The sequence below is a fragment of the Ruminococcus sp. RTP21484sp1_RTP21277st1_D2_RTP21277_210401 genome (assembly GCF_040924225.1).
GTDB classification, from domain to species: domain Bacteria; phylum Bacillota; class Clostridia; order Lachnospirales; family Lachnospiraceae; genus Blautia_A; species Blautia_A faecis.
Genome location: NZ_JBCOMJ010000039.1, coordinates 25,095 through 48,379 on the forward strand (window position 1 = coordinate 25,095; position 23,285 = coordinate 48,379).

General features: G+C 41.6%; 18 protein-coding genes. All 18 read right to left on the minus strand.

All coding sequences use genetic code 11. The annotated features are described in order from the left end of the window. Positions 1-49 precede the first annotated feature (49 nt). Positions 50-1,063 carry a rod shape-determining protein gene (locus AB5706_RS20330; protein ID WP_148463010.1) on the minus strand — a complete coding sequence of 338 codons (1,014 nt, stop codon included), beginning with the start codon at positions 1,061-1,063 and terminating at the stop codon, positions 50-52. An 84-nt stretch (positions 1,064-1,147) separates the two neighbouring features. Next, positions 1,148-1,861 (minus strand): RadC family protein, encoded by a 714-nt coding sequence (radC, locus tag AB5706_RS20335; RefSeq protein WP_330602712.1) that lies wholly within the window; start codon positions 1,859-1,861, stop codon positions 1,148-1,150. 220 nt (positions 1,862-2,081) lie between these two features. Further along, entirely contained in the window at positions 2,082-3,680 is a 1,599-nt protein-coding gene (locus AB5706_RS20340) for an NAD(P)/FAD-dependent oxidoreductase (protein ID WP_173772353.1), read from the minus strand. Positions 3,681-3,694: 14 nt separating this feature from the next. Beyond that, on the minus strand, positions 3,695-4,885 hold the full coding sequence (locus tag AB5706_RS20345; protein WP_173718921.1) for a BaiN/RdsA family NAD(P)/FAD-dependent oxidoreductase: 1,191 nt from the start codon (positions 4,883-4,885) through the stop codon (positions 3,695-3,697). A 105-nt stretch (positions 4,886-4,990) separates the two neighbouring features. Then, entirely contained in the window at positions 4,991-6,268 is a 1,278-nt protein-coding gene (locus AB5706_RS20350; RefSeq protein WP_173772350.1) for a methionine gamma-lyase family protein, read from the minus strand. A 95-nt stretch (positions 6,269-6,363) separates the two neighbouring features. Beyond that, the gene (gene miaA / locus AB5706_RS20355) at positions 6,364-7,314 is read right to left on the minus strand and encodes a tRNA (adenosine(37)-N6)-dimethylallyltransferase MiaA (RefSeq protein ID WP_368366295.1); all 951 of its coding nucleotides are present in this window, start codon (positions 7,312-7,314) and stop codon (positions 6,364-6,366) included. A gap of 12 nt (positions 7,315-7,326) precedes the next feature. Beyond that, positions 7,327-9,504, minus strand: coding sequence for a DNA mismatch repair endonuclease MutL (mutL, locus tag AB5706_RS20360; RefSeq protein ID WP_173772346.1), 2,178 nt, complete (start codon positions 9,502-9,504; stop codon positions 7,327-7,329). Between the two features lie 98 nt (positions 9,505-9,602). Next, on the minus strand, positions 9,603-12,227 hold the full coding sequence (gene mutS / locus AB5706_RS20365; protein ID WP_243881964.1) for a DNA mismatch repair protein MutS: 2,625 nt from the start codon (positions 12,225-12,227) through the stop codon (positions 9,603-9,605). Positions 12,228-12,347: 120 nt separating this feature from the next. Continuing rightward, a complete protein-coding gene (locus tag AB5706_RS20370) occupies positions 12,348-13,637 on the minus strand; it encodes a tyrosine-type recombinase/integrase (protein WP_173772344.1) in 1,290 nt (429 codons plus the stop codon). A gap of 67 nt (positions 13,638-13,704) precedes the next feature. Next, positions 13,705-13,902 carry a helix-turn-helix domain-containing protein gene (locus tag AB5706_RS20375; RefSeq protein WP_118580248.1) on the minus strand — a complete coding sequence of 66 codons (198 nt, stop codon included), beginning with the start codon at positions 13,900-13,902 and terminating at the stop codon, positions 13,705-13,707. A gap of 34 nt (positions 13,903-13,936) precedes the next feature. Beyond that, positions 13,937-15,649, minus strand: a complete 1,713-nt coding sequence (locus AB5706_RS20380) for a hypothetical protein (protein WP_173772342.1) — start codon at positions 15,647-15,649, stop codon at positions 13,937-13,939. Between the two features lie 292 nt (positions 15,650-15,941). Further along, a complete protein-coding gene (locus AB5706_RS20385) occupies positions 15,942-16,244 on the minus strand; it encodes a hypothetical protein (protein WP_173772417.1) in 303 nt (100 codons plus the stop codon). Between the two features lie 33 nt (positions 16,245-16,277). Next, entirely contained in the window at positions 16,278-18,440 is a 2,163-nt protein-coding gene (locus AB5706_RS20390) for a PcfJ domain-containing protein (protein WP_173772415.1), read from the minus strand. A gap of 25 nt (positions 18,441-18,465) precedes the next feature. Continuing rightward, a complete protein-coding gene (locus AB5706_RS20395; RefSeq protein ID WP_173772413.1) occupies positions 18,466-19,605 on the minus strand; it encodes a hypothetical protein in 1,140 nt (379 codons plus the stop codon). A gap of 62 nt (positions 19,606-19,667) precedes the next feature. Continuing rightward, positions 19,668-20,648, minus strand: coding sequence for a DUF5688 family protein (locus AB5706_RS20400; RefSeq protein WP_173772411.1), 981 nt, complete (start codon positions 20,646-20,648; stop codon positions 19,668-19,670). 45 nt (positions 20,649-20,693) lie between these two features. Then, complete coding sequence (locus AB5706_RS20405; protein WP_173772409.1) at positions 20,694-21,686, minus strand: DUF5688 family protein; 993 nt, start codon at positions 21,684-21,686, stop codon at positions 20,694-20,696. Between the two features lie 85 nt (positions 21,687-21,771). Further along, entirely contained in the window at positions 21,772-22,821 is a 1,050-nt protein-coding gene (locus AB5706_RS20410; RefSeq protein WP_173772408.1) for a DUF5688 family protein, read from the minus strand. After that, on the minus strand, positions 22,818-23,285 hold a 468-nt coding region (locus AB5706_RS20415), incomplete at its 5' end, for a DUF7666 domain-containing protein (RefSeq protein ID WP_368366296.1). The genes AB5706_RS20415 and AB5706_RS20410, both read right to left, overlap by 4 nt.

Here is a 23,285-nt window from a genome sequence, read left to right on the forward strand (position 1 = left end):
GCACCCCTAAAAATTTATGATTTATAACTGTTCAGTACCTTCACAGTTACTATAATTTTCTTTGTGTGATGGGCTGAGCCCATTTACGAAGTTCTCTGTCGTGGATGATCTTCTCCAGACCTTTGACAGCTGAAGTTTCGTAAAGATCTGACAGGTTAAAAGAATAGCCTGTGTAACTTGCCAGATATGTATCTATATGAGGGATTCTGGTGCTCCCTCCGGTAAGGAAAATGCCTTCTTTCGCAATGTGGTAGGATATCTGCGGCGGGATACGTTCCAGAAAAACCTTCATCTGGGCACCGATCTCATTGACACAGTTCATGATTCCCGCATTGACTACATAGGCAGAAATAACCTCTTCCCTTGGAAGACCGGAAACACTGTCAATTCCTACAACCTTACGTGCCTGCTTATGCTGGTCTGCAAGCCGTCCCATTACCAGCTTCAGCCGCTTCCCGGTACGGGTACCGATCTGAAGATTATAACGCTTGCGTACTTCGCTGCACACGGCCTCATTCATCTGACGTCCGCCAATTGGAATCTTCTTGTTTATGATAATACGGCCTCCCGTAATAATGGAAAAATTCGTACTCTGGGCACCAATATTTACGATCATGCTTCCTGCATTGTTCTCCAGATCCACACCCATAGCTATGGCATCTGCAATAGGAGCCTCTACCATGTAAACCCTGTTCTTCCGCAGCCAATGTCCATTCGCCACCTGATAATAAGCTCTTTTTTCAATAGCAGTCATGTCCAGAGGAACTGCAAAGTACATGACAGAGCCTATTCCCAGAATTTTATCAATTTTTTTCATCATACTGTAAAGTACAATTTCCTGCAGTTCCAGATTGGCTATCATACCAAAAGCCATCGGCGAACTTACGGAAATATCAGAGGGTGCTTTCTCAAACATTTCATACGCTTCGTTGCCCACGGCTATGATTTTGCGGCCCTTGGCCGCAATCATGTTCTTCTCAATGTAGCTTTTATTTCGAATCATGGAATAGACCTTGACGGAACTGCTTCCAAGGTCTATTCCATATGTTTTTTCAAACAGCATATATCTGTCCCTTCATCCTTACTATGCCCTGCAAAAACAAATACCCGCCACTGGTTTACAGACGGCGTCAGCACTTCCGGCGGATCATTCCTCCGGCATCATTCCCTGTTCTTTAAAGCTAATGTATCTCTGGTCACCGATCACAACGTGATCCAGAAGCTTCACCCCAAGAATCTCCCCAGACCGGTAAATACGCTCTGTAATTTTCTTATCACATTCACTGGGCGTAGGATCTCCGCTTGGATGGTTATGAACCAGGATCACACTTACAGCGTGAAACTTCAATGCTTCCATAAAAACCTCCCTTGGAGTGATCAGAGTTGAATTCACGGTTCCCCGGGAAAGCATCTGCTCACCAAGAAAATGGTTTTTTCCATCCAGCAGCATAAGAATCAATACTTCCTGCTCTTCGTGCCTGAGACGTTCCATATAGTATTTTGCTATCGTGATGGGTTCGTTAAAAGAAAGTCTTGGTCTGGCAACAGCAGACGCCATCCGCTTGGAAAGCTCCCCGATACATTTCAGCTGGACGGCCTTGACTTTCCCGATTCCGTTCACCTTCATCAGATCCGGAATGGACATATGCAAAAGTCCCAGAAGTCCCGGATAGGAGGTATCTTTCGTAAGACTTAAGATTTGATTGGCGAGCACAAGAGAATTGCAGCCTTGTACACCGCTTCTCAGGATCACTGCCAGAAGCTCGCTGTCGCTGAGCACGGATGGTCCCCACTGCAGACATTTCTCATAAGGACGTGACGACTCCGGCAGTTCTCTGATGGTCTGTTTCATTTCATTCATATCTTTCACCTGCAGTTCTCCAGGACTGACAGGATACTGCTCACGCCATACCCAAAGCATACTTCGCGCAGCTTTGCCAATGAACAGTAATGGGACTGTTCTTCATGCCATAATAAGCAGATTCTTCTTATTCCCCGAGACACAAAGACAGTTTCCCCCGCACTGTGTTTCACAATGCAGACTCATTTTAGCATAAAAAAGGAGAGATGTACACTCTCTCCTAAAAATTTCTAAACTTTTTAGAAACAGCTTCCGCTACTTTTATACCATCCATAGCAGCAGAAGTAATCCCGCCTGCATATCCAGCCCCTTCCCCACAGGGGTAAATCCCCTCATAGTTTGCTTCCATGGAATCCTTATCACGGACAATACGCACCGGAGATGATGTTCTGCTTTCCACGCCGGACAGCACTGCATCAGGGCGGTCAAAGCCTTTGATTTTTTTCCCAAAAGCAAGAACACCCTCTTCTATGGAATCACCGATCTCTTTTGGAAAAATACTGCGCACATCACCCGGAACACAGGCACCCTTGATACAAGGTTCTACATCTTTAAGTCTTGTACTCGGCTTATGATTCTGATAATCTTCAAACAACTGTACCGGAACCTTACCATTTCCAGCTTTCCACGCTGCGCGTTCCAGACTGCGCTGAAATGCTACACCGCCCAGTGGACCCTCTTCCGGAAAATCAGCCGGAGTCACCGATACGATCAGTGCACTGTTTGCATTGCGACTGTCTCTGGCCTGATAGCTCATACCATTTACAGCAAGCATCTCCGGTTCCGAAGAAGCATTCACCACATAACCTCCCGGACACATGCAAAAGGAATAAACACCACGGCCATTTTCACATGTGTGGGTAACTTTATAAGCAGCTGCTCCAAGTTTCTCATTTTCCTCTTCCCCATAAAGAGCCAGATTGATCATGGACTGTGGATGTTCCACACGTACACCTACTGCAAAAGATTTTGGTTCCATATAAATTCCTTTTCTCTCAAACATGGAAAAAGAATCTCTTGCGCTGTGTCCAACTGCCAGCACACATACCTGGGCCGGAATCCTTTTTTCCCCATTTATCTCAATTTCTTTTAACTGACTGTTTTCAAAAAAAAGATCTGTCACTTTGGAACGAAACTGGAATTCCCCGCCCATTTCCTCAATTTCATGGCGAAGAGTCTCCACCACACCAACCAGCACGTCTGTACCAAGATGTGGTTTCTGCTGATAGATAATTTCTGACGGTGCACCCGCCTGCACGAAACGCTTCAGTACTTCATGATTTCTTCCTGAAGGGTCCTTTACCAGAGTATTTAGTTTTCCGTCGGAAAAAGTACCAGCCCCACCTTCACCAAACTGCACATTGGAATCCGGATCCAGTACGCCATTTTTCCAGAAATTCTCGACAGTCTTCTGACGGACATGCGCTTCCTCTCCCCGTTCCAGAACCAGAGGCCGATAACCTGCCCTTGCCAGATACCAGGCACAAAAAATTCCGGCAGGTCCGCTTCCTACAATGACTGGCGGATATTTCAGTTCCGCTTCACCAGGAGATGGAAATATGTATTCCTTTTTCTTGGTTGACATAATGTTATTATCATGAACCTTTCGTAAGATCTTGTTTTCCTGATTTATATCCTGCAAAGACACGTCTACTGTATAAACAAATTTCTTATCCTCTTTATGCCGGCAATCCAGTGACTGCTTCACTATTTCGTAAGTGAAGCCTTCATTTTTCAGACGAAGCTCCTTACGGATCTTTTGGCTTAACTCTTCCGGGGTATGATTGATTGAAAGTTTCAGCTGGGTAATTCGAATCATGTTATTCTCCTTTTTCAAACACGCTCTGACATTTTGCTGGCATTCACTCCTGCAACATAACCGCTGGACCAGGCCCACTGCAGATTGTAACCGCCACATTTCCCATCAATGTCCAATAGTTCTCCTGCGAAATATAGGCCTGAATTTCGTGTGGATTCCAAGGTCCGGGCGTTAACCTGCGTAGTATCAACGCCGCCTGAGCACACCTGTGCCTGTTCAAAAGACTGATAACCAGTCACTTTAAGCGGATAGCTGCTGATTGCTTCTTCCAGATCATTTGCTGACAAAAGCACTTTTGCAAGCTTATCCGGGAAAAGTCCGGTCAAAAAGTCTTTTTTTCCTTTATAGGGGCAGTTTTCCTTTCGTATTTTCAGAAAAGCTTTTAACTGTTCCCGGGAAAATTCTGGCAGAAAATTTAAAATCAGAGTCACATTTTTTCCCTGTTTCAGTGCACGGATTCCGTATCGGCTGACCTGAAACACCGGAATTCCAGATACGCCATAATCAGTAAGCTGTAGTTCTCCTGTTTCCTCTGTGACTTTTTCCCCATCCACAAGCAGCGTAATTCTGCCTTCTGTTCGAACACCTGCCCAGCCGGAAAAGCCTGTATTCCTGCATTTCAGGGCAGTTAAAGCTGGGAGAGGCTCTATAAGCCTGTGCCCCAGTGCTGCGGCAAGCTCATAACCGCTGCCATCTGAACCGGAAATTGCAGAAGCTTTGGAACCATTGGCAAGAATAACAGCCTCACCCTCGTATATCCAGCCTTCTACCTGAACCTTCCAGATATCCTGTTCCTTAAAAACACGTTGTACTTTTTGGTTGGTCTTGATCTTTACCCCAAGATTCCGTGCTTCCATACACAATACCTCGGCAACGCTTGCTGCCTGTCCGCTGTGAGGATAGAGATAGCCGCCGTTTTTATTTACAGGATAAATTCCAAGCCGGGTAAAAAATTTCACCGTGTCTTCTACCGGAAACTGGTTCAGAACTGCCTGTTCAAAGCCTGGATTTTCGCTTCGATATGCATCAGACGGCACCTGGATATTGGTAAAATTACATTTGCCGTTTCCTGTAGCGCAGATCTTTTTGCCTGGTTTTTCATTTTGTTCCAATATGGTTACAGCGGCCCCGTTTTCTGCAGCTGCAATGGCAGCCATCAACCCGGACGCCCCGCCGCCTGTAACGATAACACGTTTTTTCTCCATATAAACTCCCGTTTTTTACATCTGTTTGAAAGAACTTATGGTAACGGTTCAGCGCTTCACAGTTATACGCCTGGCGTTGCACGAAAATTCATGTTTTTCATGATTTCACGGTAATTTTACCAAATCCTGCTCCACAAGTTTCTGCAAGGACATCATAACACCAAGTTTTGCATGCTCCCAGGTGAGTCCTCCCTGGAAATATACGGCATATGGCTCTTTCACAGGTCCATCTGCGGAAAGCTCAATAGAAGAGCCCTGTACAAATGCGCCAGCCGCCATAATGACCTGGCTGTCATAACCTGGCATATCCCATGGCTCCGGATCAACATAACTGTCAACCGGGGCAGCAGCCTGAATCCCCTTACAGAACGCGATCAGACGCTCCGGACTTTTTAAAGTCACTGCCTGAATAATATCCTGCCTTGGCTCTGTGGAATTTGGAACCACGTCAAATCCAAGCTTTTCATAAATATTGGCTGCAAAAACAGCGCCCTTTAACGCACCCTTGGTCACCATCGGTGCAAGGAAAAATCCCTGATAGAAGGAGCGGTTTACGCCAAGTGAAGCTCCCACCTCAGCACCAAGTCCCGGACAGGTCATACGGTAAGAAGCATTTTCCACGCACTCTTTGGTTCCCGCAATGTAACCGCCAATTGGAGCAAGTCCGCCGCCCGGGTTTTTGATCAAAGAACCAACCACCATATCTGCACCAACATCACTGGGCTCAATCGTGTCAACAAATTCGCCGTAGCAATTGTCTACCATACAGATCACATCAGGCTTAATGCTCTTTACAAATGCAATCAGCTCACCAATCTGCTTTACTGAAAAAGAGGGGCGTGTCATATAGCCTTTGGAGCGCTGAATCTCAACCAGTTTTGTCTTCTCATTGATTGCTTTGCGGATATTTTCATAATCGAAAGTTCCATCCTCAAGAAGATCCACCTGACGATAAGTTACTCCGTATTCTGCCAGGGAGCCCTTGGATGGACGGATACCGATCACCTCTTCAAGAGTATCATATGGCTTTCCGGCTGGTGCCAGCATTTCATCGCCTGGACGCAGGTTTCCAAAAAGAGCAATGGCCAGGGCATGCGTTCCACATGCAATCTGCGGACGCACCAGACATGCTTCTGTGTGGAATGTATCCGCATAAACCTTTTCCAGAGTATCACGGCCGTAATCGTTGTAGCCGTAACCTGAAGAAGAGCCGAAGCACTCCTCGCTGACGCGATTTTTCTGCATAGCCAGAAGAACTTTCATCTGGTTATATTCTGCAGTTTTGTCAAATTGTTCAAAACGCTCCTTTAAGGATTCTTCTATTTCATGGCAAAAATCGTAAACCTGGGAAGAAATTCCCAGCTGCTCGTATAATTCTTTCATAATAATTCTTTCCGTCTGTCTGACGGTATTCCTCCATTTTTTGTTATTTTCAAGGCGGGCGATCCCCCCTGGGAAAAATCTGATTATTGAAGTAACTATTCTCCAGTTATTCCTCTTTCATGGCAAACGCTCAGCATATACTCCAGCATTTTATCCTCGTTATACCCGAACTCATCTTTATTCACCCACACTGTTTCCGGCTCTCTGCGGAACCAGGTGAGCTGGCGTTTGGCAAAGTGCCGGGTGTCGCGCTTCAAGATCCGCACAGCCTCTTCCAGCGGCATTTCTCCATCCAGATAGGCCAGGATTTCTTTATATCCAAGACCCTGCATGGAAACCATACCTCTGTGATAGCCCATGTCCTTCAGCTTCTGGACTTCTGCCACAAGACCGCTGGTCATCATTTCATCCACCCGCTTATCAATGCGTTTATATAAAAGCTCCCGTGGTGCATTCAGCACAAAGTATGCCAGATTATAGGGGCTGGTTCGTTCCTGCTGCTCCTCATTGTGTGCGGAAATAGGGCTATGGTTCTGATGATAAAATTCCAGTGCGCGGATTACACGCTTCGTGTTGTTTTCGTGGATCACTTCGGCGCTTTTGGGATCCACCTCTGCCAGCATCTGATGAAGATATGCAGCACCTTTTTCCTGGACAATCGCCTCCAGATCGGCCCGGTATCCATCGTCCTGCTCAGCCTGGGTAAAATCAATGTCTCTGGTCACCGTCTGAATATAAAAGCCGGTTCCCCCCACCAGAATGGGAATATGTCCCCTGGTGTAAATCTTTTCCATGGCATCCTTTGCCATCTGTTGAAAACGCACAATGTGAAATTCATCCTCTGGCGTCAGCTCATCCACCAGGTAATGGGGAACTCCCTGCATTTCTTCTGGCATGATCTTCGCAGAGCCAATATCCATATATTTATAAACCTGCATGGAATCTGCAGATATGATCTCGCCGCCAATGGCTTTTGCCAGAGAAATAGACAGCCTGGTTTTTCCAACTGCAGTGGGACCGGTAAGGACAATAAGAGGTTTTTTCATAATCTCTCCTGTTTATACAATTCGCTTAAATTTCTTTTCAATTTCTGTCTTTGTCATCGCAATGATAGTGGGACGGCCATGAGGACAATTATATGGATTGTCCAGAGTAAGAAGCTCGTCGATCAGCTTATCTGCCTCCAGAGCAGACATCTGATGATTTCCTTTGACAGCAGATTTGCATGCCATTGTGGCAAGTCTTGCTGTGAAAAGGTCAAAAGCATCCTTTGCACCTTCTCCTCCCAGATTGTCAAGCATTTCCAGAAAGAGTTCTTCTTCATGGAATCCGTACAAATTTGTCGGAACTGCACTGATACAGTATTCCCTTCCACCAAAGGGTTCAATCTCAAAACCGTATTTCCTGAAATATTCTTCGTTGGCTTTTAATTTCGCCTGTTCATCCGTGTTCAAGGTCACCACAAGCGGAGGATTCAGATATTGCGATTCAATGGACTGTTCTTTAAAACGTTTTACAAAGCGCTCATAATTTACCTTTTCGTGAGCTGCATGCTGGTCGATAATGTAAAACTGGTTTTCAAATTCCACCAGCCAGTAGGTATCAAATAACTGACCAATCAGCTTATGGCGGCTTCGGGATTCTGGTGCCAGAAGTTTCTCCTGGAAAAGCTCAAGCTGCTTTCCCCCAACGGATGGATATTCTGTGCCTGGATCACTCTGTCCAAGTTCAGATTTATCTGGTATCTCATAATTCACGGATACAGCAGTCTCTGCCTGATTATCTGCATCATTCATTTCCTCAGCCGATATGTTATCTTCTGCCGCTTTTTCATCTACACTTTTATCCGCTTTTTCTTCTGCTTCCACAGCCTCTTTTAAAGTTCCTGAAAAAAGAGCTTCCTCTTCCTTGCTAAATGGCTTCGCCTGATAAATTGCCTGCTCACGAAGCACACTGCTGGCCTGACAGCCAGAGCTGTTTACAAGGCTTCCAGATGAATTTATTTTTCCAGTTGGAGCTGTTTTTTCAGTTAGAGCTGTTTTTCCAGTTAGAACTGTTTTTTCAGCAGCCTGTGAATAGCAGCTTTCATTATTCCCTGCGCTGCTTCGACCAGCTTTTTCAGCAGCACCTTCACAATGAAGTTCCGTCCTGCGACTTTTCTCAAATGGCTCCGGAACTGCTCCGCGGCTTACTGCTGCCACCTTTGATTCCCGCTCCTCTTTTCCCACTGGAACAACCGGTATCAGTTCTCTGTGAAGAAGCGCATTGTGAACAGCCTCGTAAATGGCATCATACACCTCCGCCCCTCTTGCAAAACGAACCTCCAGTTTCCGGGGATGAACATTTACATCCAGATCATTTCCTGTCATCTGGATCTGCAATGACACAAAAGGAAATTTATGCTGCATGACAAAGCCCTTATATGCATCCTCAATGGCCTTCGTAATAATATTGTTTTTCACAAATCTGCCATTTACATAGTAGTTCTCAAAGCTTCGGTTTCCTCTGGAAACCTCCGGTTTGCCGGCGTATCCCTCAATTTTCATAAAATCATTTTCGTAGGAGACTTCCAGAAGTGCTTTCGCCATATCCCGGCCATATACATTATAAATAACATCCTTCACATTATAATTGCCGGAAGTATGCAGTTTCACCTGTTTGTTCTGAATATATTTAAAAGAAATCTCCGGATGGGAAAGAGCAAGCTGTTCCATCATAGTTCCAATATAATTTGCTTCTGAAGAATCAGATTTCAGGAACTTGCTCCGGGCCGGTGTGTTGTAAAAGAGATTCCGAACCAGGAAAGTAGTTCCATCTGGAGCTCCCATTTCCTCAAGGCTTTGTTCTACGCCGCCTTCGATCACGTAACGCACGCCGCTGATAGCAGAAGGAGTTTTTGTGATCAGCTCCACCTGGGAAACTGCGGCAATACTGGATAAAGCCTCACCACGAAATCCCAGTGAGGCTATGTTTTCCAGATCTTCTACTTTTTCAATTTTGCTGGTAGCATGACTTAAGAATGCCGTAGGTACCTGAGCAGCCTCGATTCCCCCTCCGTTGTCTGTAATACGGATCAGCTTCTTTCCTCCATCTGTAATCTCTACTGTTACAGCAGTAGCACCAGCATCAATGGAATTTTCTACAAGCTCCTTTACAACAGAAGAAGGGCGCTCTACCACCTCACCTGCTGCAATTTTATCAATGGTATGTTTATCTAAAACTGCTATTTTTCTCAAGTTTTTCTCTCCATATAAAAGCAGGTTGACCGCTTCGGTTCACAATACGGACATGTCGCCTGCCGGTGACAGCACCATATATGAAAGTCAGCTGTCAGTTACCATCTGTTCTTTATCTTATTCTGAAGATTGTATAACGTATTTAAGGCTTCCATGGGAGTCAGATTTCCAATGTCAATGCCTTTTAATTCTTCAATAATGTCATTGTCTTGTACAGTGTCAAATAATGACATCTGCGCCATATCCATTTCTACCTTCGGCTTCTTCTTCGGTGAAGCCAGATCTTTTACAGCAGCAGTAATGTCTGCATCGCTTAATTCCTCGACCAGCTCTTTTGCACGGTTAATAACAGAATCCGGAACACCTGCCAGCTTGGCGACCTGAATTCCATAGCTCTTGTCTGCGCCGCCTTTCACGATCTTACGGAGAAAAACAATATCATCACCTTTTTCCTTAACTGCAATGCAGTAGTTGGTAACGCCGGAAAGCTTCCCTTCCAGTTCTGTCAGTTCATGATAATGTGTGGCAAATAGTGTCTTGGCTCCACAGAGCTTTGTATTGCTGATATGTTCAATCACTGCCCAGGCAATGGCAAGACCATCAAAGGTACTGGTTCCACGGCCAATCTCATCCAGGATCAGAAGGCTCTTGGCAGTGGCATTTCGAAGGATATTGGCAACCTCAGTCATTTCCACCATGAAAGTACTCTGTCCGCTGGCAAGGTCATCTGATGCACCTACACGAGTAAAGATTCTGTCCACAATTCCAATTACAGCCTTATCTGCCGGAACAAAGCTTCCAATCTGTGCCATAAGTACGATCAACGCAGTCTGGCGCATGTATGTGGATTTACCTGCCATATTTGGACCTGTAATAATGGAAACTCTTTTTTTAGTATTGTCAAGGTATGTATCGTTGGCAATGAACATATCATTATCGATCATCTGCTCTACAACCGGATGACGGCCACCTTTGATATCTATAATTCCGCCTTCATTTACCTTCGGGCGTACATAATGATTGCGCTCAGCAACAAGCGCCAGGGATGCAAACACATCCAGACCTGCAATTGCCTTGGCTGTACGCTGGATTCTTATCACTTCCTGGCCAACTTTATCACGGACATTGGAAAACAGCTCGTATTCCAGGGCATAAAGTTTATCTTCAGCGCCAAGGATCATATTTTCAAGGTTTTTCAACTCCTCGGTAATATAACGTTCTGCATTTGCAAGAGTCTGTTTACGGATGTAGTTCTCCGGCACCAGTTCTTTAAACGTATTGGTTACCTCAAGGGCATAGCCGAATACACGGTTATATTTGATCTTCAGGGATTTGATTCCGGTACGCTCACGTTCCTTTGTTTCCAGCTCTGTAAGCCATTTTTTTCCATCTGTGCGGGCACTGCGGAATTTATCCACATCTTCGTTAAAGCCTTCACGAATAATGCCTCCATCCTTCTGGGCAAGGGGCGGTTCATCTACAATGGCGTGCTTGATCAGATCTGTAATATCTTCAAGACTGTCCATGTCCTCGTAGATTTCTTTCAGAATCGGTGCCTGAAAGTCCTTGAGAACCTGTTTAATATAAGGAATCATTTCCAGAGAGGACGCAAATGCTACCATATCTCTTGGATTTGCAGACTTAAAGCTGATGCGGCTGACCAGACGCTCCAAGTCATACACTGGATTGAGATATTCCCGGATCTCATCGCGGAGCATCGGTTTCTCATTCAGCTCTTCAAGAGCTTCCAGTCTGCGATTGATCTCTTCTGCATCGATCAGTGGCTGTTCCACAAAGGAGCGAAGAGTACGGGCACCCATGGCTGTTTTAGTCTTATCCAGTACCCAGAGAAGAGAACCTCTTTTCTGCTTTTCACGGAGGGTCTCCACCAACTCCAGATTTCGTCGGCTGGAGCTGTCAATCAGCATATAACGCTCTGCCGTATAAGGACGGATGGTAGTCATCTGAGAAAGTGCAGTCTTCTGCGTTTCCTTAAGATACAAAAACAGCGCTCCGGCAGCTATGATTCCACTGTCATAATCGCTGATTCCAAGGCCTTCCAGATTGGTTACGTGAAAATGTTCCCTTAATTCTTTTCTGCAGGTATCATCATCGAAATACCAGGCATCCAGGGAAAAAATACAAATTCCAAGACGTTCTTTCAAATCGTCTGTGTCAACCCCACTCATAAAAAAGGAATCATTACATATGATTTCAGCCGGACTGAATTTGTTGATCTCATCAACCAGTTTCTGGCTATTTGGTACTTCTGTAAGGAAACAGTCACCTGTGGTAATATCCGCTATTGCACAACCAAAGCGGTCTGCTATGGAGACAATTGACATCAGATAATTGTTCTTTGACTCATCCAAAGAAGTTGCATCTAAAGTAGTTCCGGGAGTAACCACACGGATAACAGCACGCTTTACAAGTCCTTTTGCTTTTTTCGGATCCTCTACCTGTTCGCAGATTGCAACTTTATGCCCACGCTCGATCAAACGGTTGATATAAGTATCTGCCGCATGGAACGGGATTCCGCACATAGGTGCCCGCTCTTCCAGACCACAATCCTTACCAGTGAGCGTCAGTTCCAGTTCCTTGGATACCAGAAGTGCATCATCAAAAAACATCTCGTAGAAATCCCCGAGACGGTAAAATAAGATGCAGTCTTTGTATTCTTCTTTGGTTTTGCAGTATTCCTGCATCATGGGTGACAGTTTCATGGTTTGCGCTGAATTCCTTAATTTATGCGGGTTTGAAGCACCTGAAATAGTAGTTTGACCCCCATTTGACCCCCGGTTAGTATTTTGTATGTTATCAGTAGTATTCTTCATAATTTTCCTTTATTCTTTTTCTGGCACCGCCGGAACTTTTCCCTCATCGTATTTTGCAGCAAATTTTCTAAATTCATCTGCCACATAATCCTGTTCCAGATGTGTATAATAGTTCGTCATATTTACGCTTGCATGTCCCGCAATCTTACTCACCGTAAATGGAGACATATTAGACTCATTCAGTTTGGTGACGAACGTATGCCGAAATTTATGGGGATATACCTCATAAAGACGAGGTTCCCTATTTTCTTTTTCAGCTAATTCGATCTCTTTTTTTTCAATTATGCTTATAATACGTGAACATTCCGCGTTTGCATATTGAGGAAGAAAAACCCCTCCTGGTTGTGTTGTGAATACAAGATCCGGAAAATCTTTGAGGAAAGGATTTTCCTTTCCCCATGATGATCCGCTTTTTTCTTTATCCGCAATCTGCTTTTTCTCCCATGAGTGAAATGCCAATTCAACACCCTCTGTCATAGGAATCCAACGATAACTTGCCTTTTTCTTAGGCGTCGTTATCTGATTAACTGACTCTGGTTTTTCTAATCGATTTTTTCCTTCATCAAAATAAATCGTCGTTCTATTCAGTGTTTTATATACACGAATTCGACGACATTCAAAATCAATATCAGACCAGCAAAGTGCTGTAATTTCGCCAATACGCATTCCAGTATTCAAAATAATATAAAATAGTTCATAATATCTCGTGTTTTTTGCTGCATCAAGAAATGTTTTAATTTCCTCTGGTTGAAGTATTTTGCTTTCATCCTCCAATATTGGATCAACTGTTACTTTTTCGGATTTTTCTATTGCAATCCCTTTACAGGGATTCATTGGAATCATTTGATTATCTACCGCACTTTGAAGTAATTGCTTTACAATTGATAAAGTATGGACAACTGATGATTCCGCATAGCCATCGCTTTGCATTCCTTCAACCATATTGTAGATATGAGAGGGTGTGAGGCAATCAAGCCTCACAGAGCCAATAAAATCTGCACCCCGCTCAAATCCATCTACATATCCACGAACCGTATTTGCTTTAATTCGCCCAATTTTGTAAAGTTTCATCCATACATCAAACCATTCAGAAACTTTATATTTTTTCGCTTTATCATTATAACCCAGAATGTATTTTGCTTTTTCAAGATCACGTTTTTTCTTTAGTTTTGCCAAATTTCTATCATATAAATATTTGGGTTTCGGGGAACCTGGTATATAATATTTGGCTTGATAACGTCCGTCCTTCCTTTGCGAAAGTCCACTTCCTAATTCTTTGCCTTTCAAAGATTTTCCCATACTGTGTTCATCCTTTCCAGGCCAGATTTCAAGTACATCAGAATATTAACACGTTCTTAAAAAATATTCAAGTGTCCTGTTCCTCCAACCAGTGTTCGAATTTTTTTCTGTGTACAAGTGTTCTGCGCCCAATTCGGACGCAGAAATCATTTTCAGCCATTATAGTACGAACTGTTTTTTCAGATAACCCAGTTAATTCACAGGTTTCTTTTACTGAAAGAAGAAGTTTCCCATTTTCCTCCTTTGTATCGTTCTTTTTTCTCATACCTACATTTCCTTTCACATATCAAATTCAACTACTACAATGTACCTTTCTCCCGTAATGCCAATATTTTTTCTATTGCTTCCTGTCTTGTTATGCCTTCTCTTTTGGCTTTTATTGCAATATACTCTTGCGCTACACCATATGCTTTACAGCAAGCCACAAAGCTTTTGTACACTTCTCCATGGAAATGGAATTCTTTTTCTATCCTCGCTTGATAAGTAGCAATAACAGCCTCTTCAAAAGAACAGTTAGTATCTCTCATGCGCTTAAGTACCAATTTTTTTTGTATTTTTAAATCATCATAGCAACTGGTTTTAGAAGGATATTCTTTTCCCATTATAACGACTTTTTTAGGGACTCCCGGTTCAAAATTCGTCTGTCTTTTAAATTGCTTTTCTTTTGCTTTCCGATCCTTTCTTTTTAAAAAGTATTCCACAGCTTCTTCGGCAGAAACCATTTTTTCTACCATTCTTCTATAAACATCCTTATACCGTATCCCCTGTTCTTCACAGCACTGGCGAAGATCATTATAAAATTGATCACCGACTTTCAGTGCCACATTTTGAAACACTTCTTCTCTTTTGGCATAATAATCGGCAGCTTCCGTAATCGAGCATTCATTGCGAAGTGCATATCCATAAAGAGTTCCTTCTCGGATTCGAAGATCAGAACATAATTCCTTTATATTTTCATAGCATTTACCATTTTCCAATGTTATGTTTTCAATATCTCCGGTGCCAAAAAGCCTTTCTTTTTTTTGCTTTAGGTTTTGTAACGTTTCCTGCACACTGCAATCACTGTTCATAATTTTTGCCAAAACTCGTCTATATGGAAATTTCAACATCCTACAACATTCATGCAGATCCGCATATTTTACTCCATCAAATTCTATAACATCTGTTCCTAGTTTTTGCTTAACTTCCAAGCAGTGTTTGATGGCTTCCTCTTTTGAACAATTATATCTTGAAGAATAATTGTAAACATCATAATACTTTATTCCGTACTGTCTGCACTGTTCTGCAATGGACTTATGGCAAATGGTGCTATCATAATCATTTTTTCTTCTTACAGGATGCTGTATGAGGTAATAGTTAAGAGCTTCAGCTAATGAAATATCCTCTGCAATACATTTTTGGCGTACTTTGTCTGCTTCTAAATTGTAATTCCAACAGCACTTCACAAATGAATCGTATTTTTTTCCTTTGTAAAAAAAAGGAGAAGGATTATATACTTTTTGATTTCCGGCCCTGTTTTCAGCTTTTTTCAAACAATAATTTAGTGCTACAGTTTTTGATCTTCCTGTTTCTCTCATACAACGTCTCACAGTGCATTCAGGTATTCCCAGCTCTTTACAACACTCACGAAATGATGCATAATTTTTGCCTTTATACTTGAAGCGCAAAAGATTTGTATGATTAATTGAGCGCTCAAGAGCTTCCTGAACTGTATACCCGCATTGATACTGTAATTGCTGAACGCTATATTTGTTTATTTTATAAAAATCGCAACAGGTATCTAAGCTAAGCCATTTCCTATTACGAAAAACAAACTCCTTTTTCTGTTTATTCTCTAACATCTGGCTTATAGCTTCCTCAAACGTACAGTTATAGTCGTGTGCATGCTGCAATACTCCCAAATATCTTAATCCAAGTTTTTCGCAGCAATTCTTTTTTCCCGAATATGTAACACCATCATATTCATAACTAAATTGTTCCCAATATTTCGATTTTCGTTTCGGTTTATGCATTTGAACATGATCCTTTCCTTGATTCCGAATTGACACAAAACAGGCAATATCCCCCCTTTCGTTATTTTATTCACGGCATTAGCAGAAGTAATATAAAAAACACCCTAAAACCATTATCCTTATGATTTTAGGGTGTACTAATCACACTATATTAAGCTCTTAACATCTTGATCTCCATCAAGATAAAATATCTGCAGTATCTGCTGCCAAATGCCATTTTTATTATACCATCCAACAATTTTGTGTCAATTCCACTATAGTTTCATATCTGTAGTATTTTAATTCCACCATTCTAATTCTTTACAAACCATTTTCTTCTGTACCTCATTGCAAAGAGTTCCAAACGATTGCGCATTTCTTCATAACAATTATGTGAGCGAAACTCTCCATGGATCTCTACAAATTGCTCCGTATAATCCTGTGTTATATCCACCAGCCAATCAGATACCACCACTGGGATCCAATCCACATTTTCGCGAAACCTTTTTACAACGATTTCCATTTTATAGAATTTTTCACTACCATATTGATAACAAAGCTTAAATTCCGTTGCAATCCTCCCTGTCAGGGTAACTTGATTATTTCCATTTTTCATAGTATCTTTATCATCTTTCTTTTGTTTTCTGGTTTATGCTGCATTTTCCATCAAATCCTCTTCCAGAATATCCGCAAGCAGCTTTCCAGTAAAGCCAAATCCGTTCACCTTTACTTTCTTTTCCCGCAGATCCTCAATTTCTCTCTTTCGAAGATCACGGCTTTTTATCGAAAGCATCTTATCTTCCTTATTTAGTTTACGCGAAAGCTGTTTCTGCCAACGCAATAAAAATTTCTCGGCCTGCTTAATATCCGGGTTCTGCCTGTTAAAATATGTCCGTTTCTGGCGTACTGTCCCATCTGGTTCCACTTCCAATGTATAATATGGCTTTTGGGGTGCATTCTTTTTTCTCAGGAACAAAAGATAAGACTCCTGTTTTACCATACGCGCAAAATAAGTATCTTTTCCGATGATGCAGTGCTGCAGTTCTTCTCCTTCTTCCAGAATATCCTTGATTTTCCGCGGTGCCACAATTTGGAAAGTATGATCGCTATATTCATATTTTCTCAGGTTCTCACAGACGTTTTCTATACCAGGAAATTTTTCTGCAATCTCTTCGGCTTTTATATCCATTTTCTTCTCTATCATCAATTGAACCAGTTCGTTATGCCGTTTTTCCAGTTTTCTCACACGGTATATAATTGGATCCTTCACGTCCATACCAAGCTTTAACGCCATGTCAAGATAGTCTTGCCAGGTACCAATAAGCTCCTTTGGCTTTTTTTCGCTTTCTTTTGCCTGTTTTTCCAAATAATTTTTTATCTGTTCCGGGCTCATCCGATCCAGTACAAACAAAAGGTCTTCCGGACAGATCTGCCATTTCGAGAACCAGGCAATCACGTTATCTTTTATCACTTTTTCAAATCCCTTTTCATAAGTCAACCATTGCAGAAATACTTTTCCACCATGATTATTGCGAAGGCGGTTCAGGCGGAACTTATCAATCCCAAGAGCATGTCCAAGCGAATCTGCTTCCTTATAAAAAACAGAAGTATTGTTTTCTATGATTTCCTTTGCAAGCTCATTCAGCCCGGCTTTTATCAGCTGCTCCAGATAAGGATATTGCTTTAACCGATGAAAATAGGCTACCGGCTCTACTGTTTCACTTTTTCTGACCAACTCATGGAATCCGCTTCTTTTAAGCTGATTATTTTTTATTCCATGAAGTGACTTTTTGTAGATATGCCCCGGATAGCGGGGTTCATATCCCCAATTCCCCCAGCAATAAGGGTTGTATGTATTCAATGACCCATGGATCCATCTGTTCTCTTCTGTCCCATGATAATAGCCCCAGTAAAATTTTTTTTCGTTAAGGTCTTTATCAAATACATATCGTCGCAGCTCTCTCCAGTTATAAACTGGTTTTGTATAAGCAACCATGTCATATTTCACATCTGCCCTGAATTCACGAATAACAAAATTATCACCGCATGTCTGCAAAAGATATGCAGTTTCTTCTTTTGACTTTACCATGCGCTGTCTTCCCACTGCCTTATATTGGATCTTATGCCTGCAGTTAGGACATTTTCCCGTCCTGTTGTGTTTTACGCCATTCACCACCACATTCTTTTCACACCATGTACAGTAGCCTGTGATATTTTTCTTCCGGGAGTATTCATAAAAAATGTAATTCTGTGTAATTCCCACTCTTTTCAGCCATTTCTCCCAGTCCTTCGGAGTTTCCCTGACGTATTTCATAACCTGGTCCCAGGCGGTTGTTCGTTTTAAATGTTTCTGTATCTTTTGCCTTTCCCGTACCTGTTCTTCAAAATGAAAAAGGCCATAACATACATTATCTTTTTTATATTCCTCACCCAGGTTTTCCCATATTTGACTGCGGCTGTTTAGATCACACCAGGTATGATCTCCCTTTACCCCTTTAGGCAGTTCAATTTTATCCAGCATTTTATTGGTCCATTTCTTCAGCCGGTAATCATATCCTATGAAGCAATCATTTTCCTTATCAATGAACAGGGTATATAAAGGTCTTCTTCCGCCAGCAGTCAAAATATCTGTAACAAAAAAACCAATTTTTAAGATATTTTCGTCCATTTCTGCCTGAATGAACAAACCAATTGGATATTCCATTCTCTCATAAGCCATATTTCCGATAGCTGGAATATCACTTTCTGCCGCCAGAACCATCTCCTCCGATGGTTCCAATACCTTCATTTTTTTAAGCTTTCGTTTTTCCATCTAATTTGTCCTTTCCGAAGTTATTTTATAAATCCAGGGTTAACTGCTCAGCCTCATCCTTATGCTCATTTGCCGTAACCCACTCCTGTTGCAAAGCTTCAATCTGTTCGGCAGAAAGTCTCTTCTTCATAAATCTTTGTTCTGTATCATTCAGAGACTCCCAGCCCTTTTGCACAATCTTTCTTTTTGTCTGCTCCAAGCGTTTCTCTTTTCGTTTCTGTTTCCACTTCTTCTTCGCTTTCGCAAAGTCTGCTTCATAGCCAATGTATATTCCGGCTTTTTTATCCTCAGTATCCTGTGCCTTATCTCGCGTCAATCGCGTAGCAACTCTAACATTCAGAATTTCCACCTTCAAATCCGGATCGTACAAGGCCTGCATAGAATAGCCATTCCACCATTCCTTATCAAAAATATCCTCCTGTTTTCTTTTTACAATTTCCTCACAGATATCGACCGAAACCTTGCTTTGCAAAAATTTCTTTCCCCTTGTGATCGTCACTACAGGCTCCCCGGCAAAAAAGGTATCATCTTTTCGGATTGTAGATACCTTTAAATCGTAGTATATATTCCCTGTCTTTTTGGAAAGAGGTCTGCCCCGCAGCATACAATACTCTCCTGGTCCGCACATGCACCTCATCGGATTATATTGCAGGCTCCATTCCTGCTTCTCGTAGTTATAAGACATATGCATCTTACAAATACAGTTTTTATGCTGTTCCTTAAATTTCTGAAACAATTCTTCCTTTTTCCGATCTGCCTGGTCTTCCAAATATTCTGCACTTTTTTCATACTGGTAATCTGATACCATATGGCAGGCACAGAAGCCGAAGTTATCTTCCCTTAATAAGGGATGATTCTGTTCACAATTTTTCTTATGCCATGGACACCGAAAAACGACATTATCATTTTCAAAGCAGAATGTTTCCTCCAGGTAATCTATATCGTTAATACATTTTTCCCAACTCACGTATAGACCACAGCCAGACATAAATGCTTTCTTTTCCAGATAATCTTTGGTATATATAAAACCGCCGCATGAATTTTCAAGTGGTGACTTTCCCAGCCTTCCGTTTCCGATTCGAACATAGTCCGGATAGTGTTCCGCCGTATATCCTTGAAGAAGCAGCTCCTGTGTCAACAAATTGTATTCGTATCCCTCGGACATTTTCTTCTCCTCTTAACAAAAGATACGGCAGGAAATTCCTGCCGCATCTCGTTCCTTATCATTTAATTTTCCTCATCCATACGGATTGTTGTAACTAACATTTTCAGACTGCCTTGAAGCATAATAAATTTATCCTTTTCCCTGCAGTAATAATAGACCTTATCTGTTAAAAACTCCTTTTGGAATGTCATTCTCGAATTGGAAGTTCTTAATAAATTCTCAAGTTCTTCTAAGCTGCAAAGTTTTGAGCTGTGTATCAGGGCTTCATGCACACTGCTAAATACCACATAAAAATCCCCATCCATTAATTCCACCAGTTTTTTTATCACTTCTGGATACAGGACTGCCACAGCTCCATTTGTGAGTCCTTTTACGCTAAGACAGATTCCCTCCTTCTTTTTTTTATCTGAAATAAAATAGGGATCCACATTCATGAAGTCATCACCAGCATACCCCGGAGTGTACATTATTTTTTTGAAATCATAGATTCTTGGAGACAATATACGATAACTGTTTAAAAGAGCATCGTGTAAAACATCGTCTTTTTCCAAGCCCCATGTCTCCAAATATTCCGATCTGACTTTCAAATATGTAATCCCATTCTTCAAGGTTCCTGCATGCACATATAACGTGATTGCAATGTCCCCCATTGTTTTATATACGGCATTTTTCAGTTCATGCCTGTGTTTTTCCAGGTTCAAAAGCCCCAGAAAGAGATGTTCCCTGACTTTTTCATAGTCATTCAGATATCTGGTATTTTCCATATTTCCTGCTCTATCCAGGTCACACTTCACCCTTGCTTCTATGTTTTCCATAGAAGTTCCTTCTACATAATCCTGGTAAAGTTCTTCCACAAAAATCCCGCAGATGTCTTTTCCGGAATCCGTTTCAGCGCAGACTACAAATAACCGGTCCCCATTTGCGGTTATTCCGGTCTTTTCTTTTTTCTTAAAGAAAACATAGTCCTCTGGAAGATGAGCAGCTTTTATGATCCATTTCCGTAATTTCTGGACAAATTCTTCATACGTTAAACCCTGACACATATAAAGTTTCCTTTCTTATAATCCGTAAAACCTTATCATTGCTATTTACAACGGAAGCCTTTCAACACAGCTTGCCGGTAAAGTTACCTTTGATACCACCTTTTTCCATTTCATTATTTTCCGGGCACCTCTGTCATAGTAATATATTTCATCTGACAGATAATCTTCGTCCGGGGTAGCCTCTTTAAGTGTCTCTTTTAAAATTCTTTCAAGATCTTCCGGACAGAACATCCTCTTAGGATGAATCATTGCCTCATGGACGCTTGTAAATACAATGTAGAAATCATCATCCATAAGGTCTGCGATCCTTTGTGCCACATCCGGCAGAAAAACAGCCACAGCCCCATTGGTACGAATACTTGTAGAAAGACAGCTACCAGCATTTCTTTCCACAATATTTTCTTCATAATTCATGTCCATAAAGTCTTCGCCCTCATAAGCAGGATTAAAAAGCAGTCGTTCCCACTTATAAATTCTTGGGGGAGTAAGGGAATATGTATTCGACAAAGCATTCTCGTAAGCTTCGTCCTCATCCATTCCCCAGTCTGCCAGACTGGATTTGTGGATTTTCATGCTGGAGATACATCCATCCCTCTGTCCAACTTTCATATACAAAACACAGGCTATGCCATCCACTTCTTTATACACGGCATTTTCCAGTGCCTTTTCATGTTTCTTTTTGTTTAAAAGCCGTATAAACAGGTCTCCCTTTACTTTGGGATAATTATTTACATCCTGTACTTTTTTGAAAAACCCTGCATCTTTTAATTTCAGGATTTCATCTGTAACAGTATCTCCAATTCTTTTTATGGAAATACCATCCAGATAATCCTCATATAACTCTTCCGTATGGATTCCACACACTTCTTTACCTTCTGGGCTTACATTGCACTCAACAAATAAGCGGTCTCCCTCTGGAGTCATTCCCGCTTCATCTTTTACTTTAAAATAAATTCGCTCTTCTTGCAGATTTAAAGCATCTAACAGATACGCTCTTAAGTTTTCGACAAACTTCTCATAACTTAAAATTTCACTCATAATTTTTTCATTTCCTTTCGTTAGGATTATACAGATACTGCTTACCACTTAACTATTACGCAGCCTTATCTACCTTTTCTAATAATCAGTGCACTTCCTTTAAATTAACCGTAGTAAAGTTAACCTTTACTTTTTCCATATATACAGAAATCTTATCTTCGATTCTGCTATAGTAGTAGAGTTCTTCTGACAATAATTTTTCTTCAAACACCATACCATTCCTACACTTAAACACCATAGCATTCCTATACTCAATCACCATTTCATTGAGTTCAGTCTTAATATCTTCTAAATTACTCTCATTTGCACTGTAAATTGTACTTTCATTCCCACTTGTAAATAAAATGTACAAATCACTTCCCATAAGCTGTGCCAGTCTTTGAAGGACACCAGGGTAAAATACGGAAATCGCTCCATATTCTTTTGTATTTGTGGAAAGTCGAACCCCCATAACTTTATCACTTTTCGATAAGCAGAATGCTCCATTCTCCATAAAGGATCCTCCCCACTTGTTCTCATCATTAGTACAAATGAGAGGGGGTGCCATCTGGCAGGTATTTTTAAGTGCCTCTTCCATAACAGCCTCTTTTGTCATTTCCCATTGTTCCAAATGCTGATTTTTTATCTTTATGTCTGTAAAATACTCGTTCGTGTTACTAAGCATCATATACAGGACACAAGCGATATCGCCAACATCCTCATGCACGGCATCTTCCATCTCAAGCGAATGCTCTTTCTTGTTAAGAGGTTTTACAAAAAGGTATTTTTTGATTTTTTGATAACTGTCAGGAGTCATCTTGCCCTCTAACATGCTAACCATTTTTAGTTTCTCGATTTCCTCCTGTACAGAATATAAAATTGACTCCATCGAACTCCCTTCCATACAACGCTCATATAAATCTTTCACGTCAATACCGCACAGTTGTTTTCCACTTGAATTTTCAAATGCCTCCACAAATAAGCGATCCTTATTATCTATGGCTTTCTTTTTAAAAAATATTTGCTGTTCCTGTAAGTTCAAAGCATTCAAAAGCTGTTTTCTTAATACCTCAACAAATTCCAAATATCCTAACTTCATCGTAATAATCCTTTCTGCGGCTTCTCTATGACCGCTGATCCAGCATTCAATTTTCAATCTGCAATTCCGTACCATTGATTTTCCTTATATCTTGTGCCATCCACACAGAGCTGGTTTACATATATAATCTCATTGCTGTCAGGTTCTTCCTGGACAAGAATAAGAAGGTCATTTTTCCTTCCTTTTGCTTTTGGTTGTTTGCCGCGTACAATTACAAATCCATTATTGCCCACACCTGTTTCTTTACAAACCAGGCTGCACCATGGGCGGTCCGGATGTATTGCCATATACGCTGCTCCCCGTAGTAAAAGTGTTGGAAAATCCAATTCTTTTATCAGTTCTATCTTGGTGCATGAAATTTTCGTATCCCTGTCATCTTCATCCAGATCTCCAAATGCTTTCACTACAAAATACCTGGAGTTCCTCCAATTCGGATAGTGAACAAGACAATCCAGCGGATTTTCCGCACAATGGAATCCATTCTGTCTGCAATTTGCTTCCGTTGTCTCATTGATCCCATA

Coding starts and splice junctions, on each gene's coding strand:
- AB5706_RS20330 (WP_148463010.1), bottom strand. CDS start 1,063: ATGCTGTTTGAAAAAACATATGGAATAGACCTTGGAAGCAGTTCCGTC.
- radC (WP_330602712.1), bottom strand. CDS start 1,861: ATGAATGAAATGAAACAGACCATCAGAGAACTGCCGGAGTCGTCACGT.
- AB5706_RS20340 (WP_173772353.1), bottom strand. CDS start 3,680: ATGATTCGAATTACCCAGCTGAAACTTTCAATCAATCATACCCCGGAA.
- AB5706_RS20345 (WP_173718921.1), bottom strand. CDS start 4,885: ATGGAGAAAAAACGTGTTATCGTTACAGGCGGCGGGGCGTCCGGGTTG.
- AB5706_RS20350 (WP_173772350.1), bottom strand. CDS start 6,268: ATGAAAGAATTATACGAGCAGCTGGGAATTTCTTCCCAGGTTTACGAT.
- miaA (WP_368366295.1), bottom strand. CDS start 7,314: ATGAAAAAACCTCTTATTGTCCTTACCGGTCCCACTGCAGTTGGAAAA.
- mutS (WP_243881964.1), bottom strand. CDS start 12,227: ATGAAACTGTCACCCATGATGCAGGAATACTGCAAAACCAAAGAAGAA.
- AB5706_RS20370 (WP_173772344.1), bottom strand. CDS start 13,637: ATGGGAAAATCTTTGAAAGGCAAAGAATTAGGAAGTGGACTTTCGCAA.
- AB5706_RS20375 (WP_118580248.1), bottom strand. CDS start 13,902: ATGAGAAAAAAGAACGATACAAAGGAGGAAAATGGGAAACTTCTTCTT.
- AB5706_RS20380 (WP_173772342.1), bottom strand. CDS start 15,649: ATGCATAAACCGAAACGAAAATCGAAATATTGGGAACAATTTAGTTAT.
- AB5706_RS20385 (WP_173772417.1), bottom strand. CDS start 16,244: ATGAAAAATGGAAATAATCAAGTTACCCTGACAGGGAGGATTGCAACG.
- AB5706_RS20390 (WP_173772415.1), bottom strand. CDS start 18,440: ATGGAAAAACGAAAGCTTAAAAAAATGAAGGTATTGGAACCATCGGAG.
- AB5706_RS20395 (WP_173772413.1), bottom strand. CDS start 19,605: ATGTCCGAGGGATACGAATACAATTTGTTGACACAGGAGCTGCTTCTT.
- AB5706_RS20400 (WP_173772411.1), bottom strand. CDS start 20,648: ATGTGTCAGGGTTTAACGTATGAAGAATTTGTCCAGAAATTACGGAAA.
- AB5706_RS20405 (WP_173772409.1), bottom strand. CDS start 21,686: ATGAGTGAAATTTTAAGTTATGAGAAGTTTGTCGAAAACTTAAGAGCG.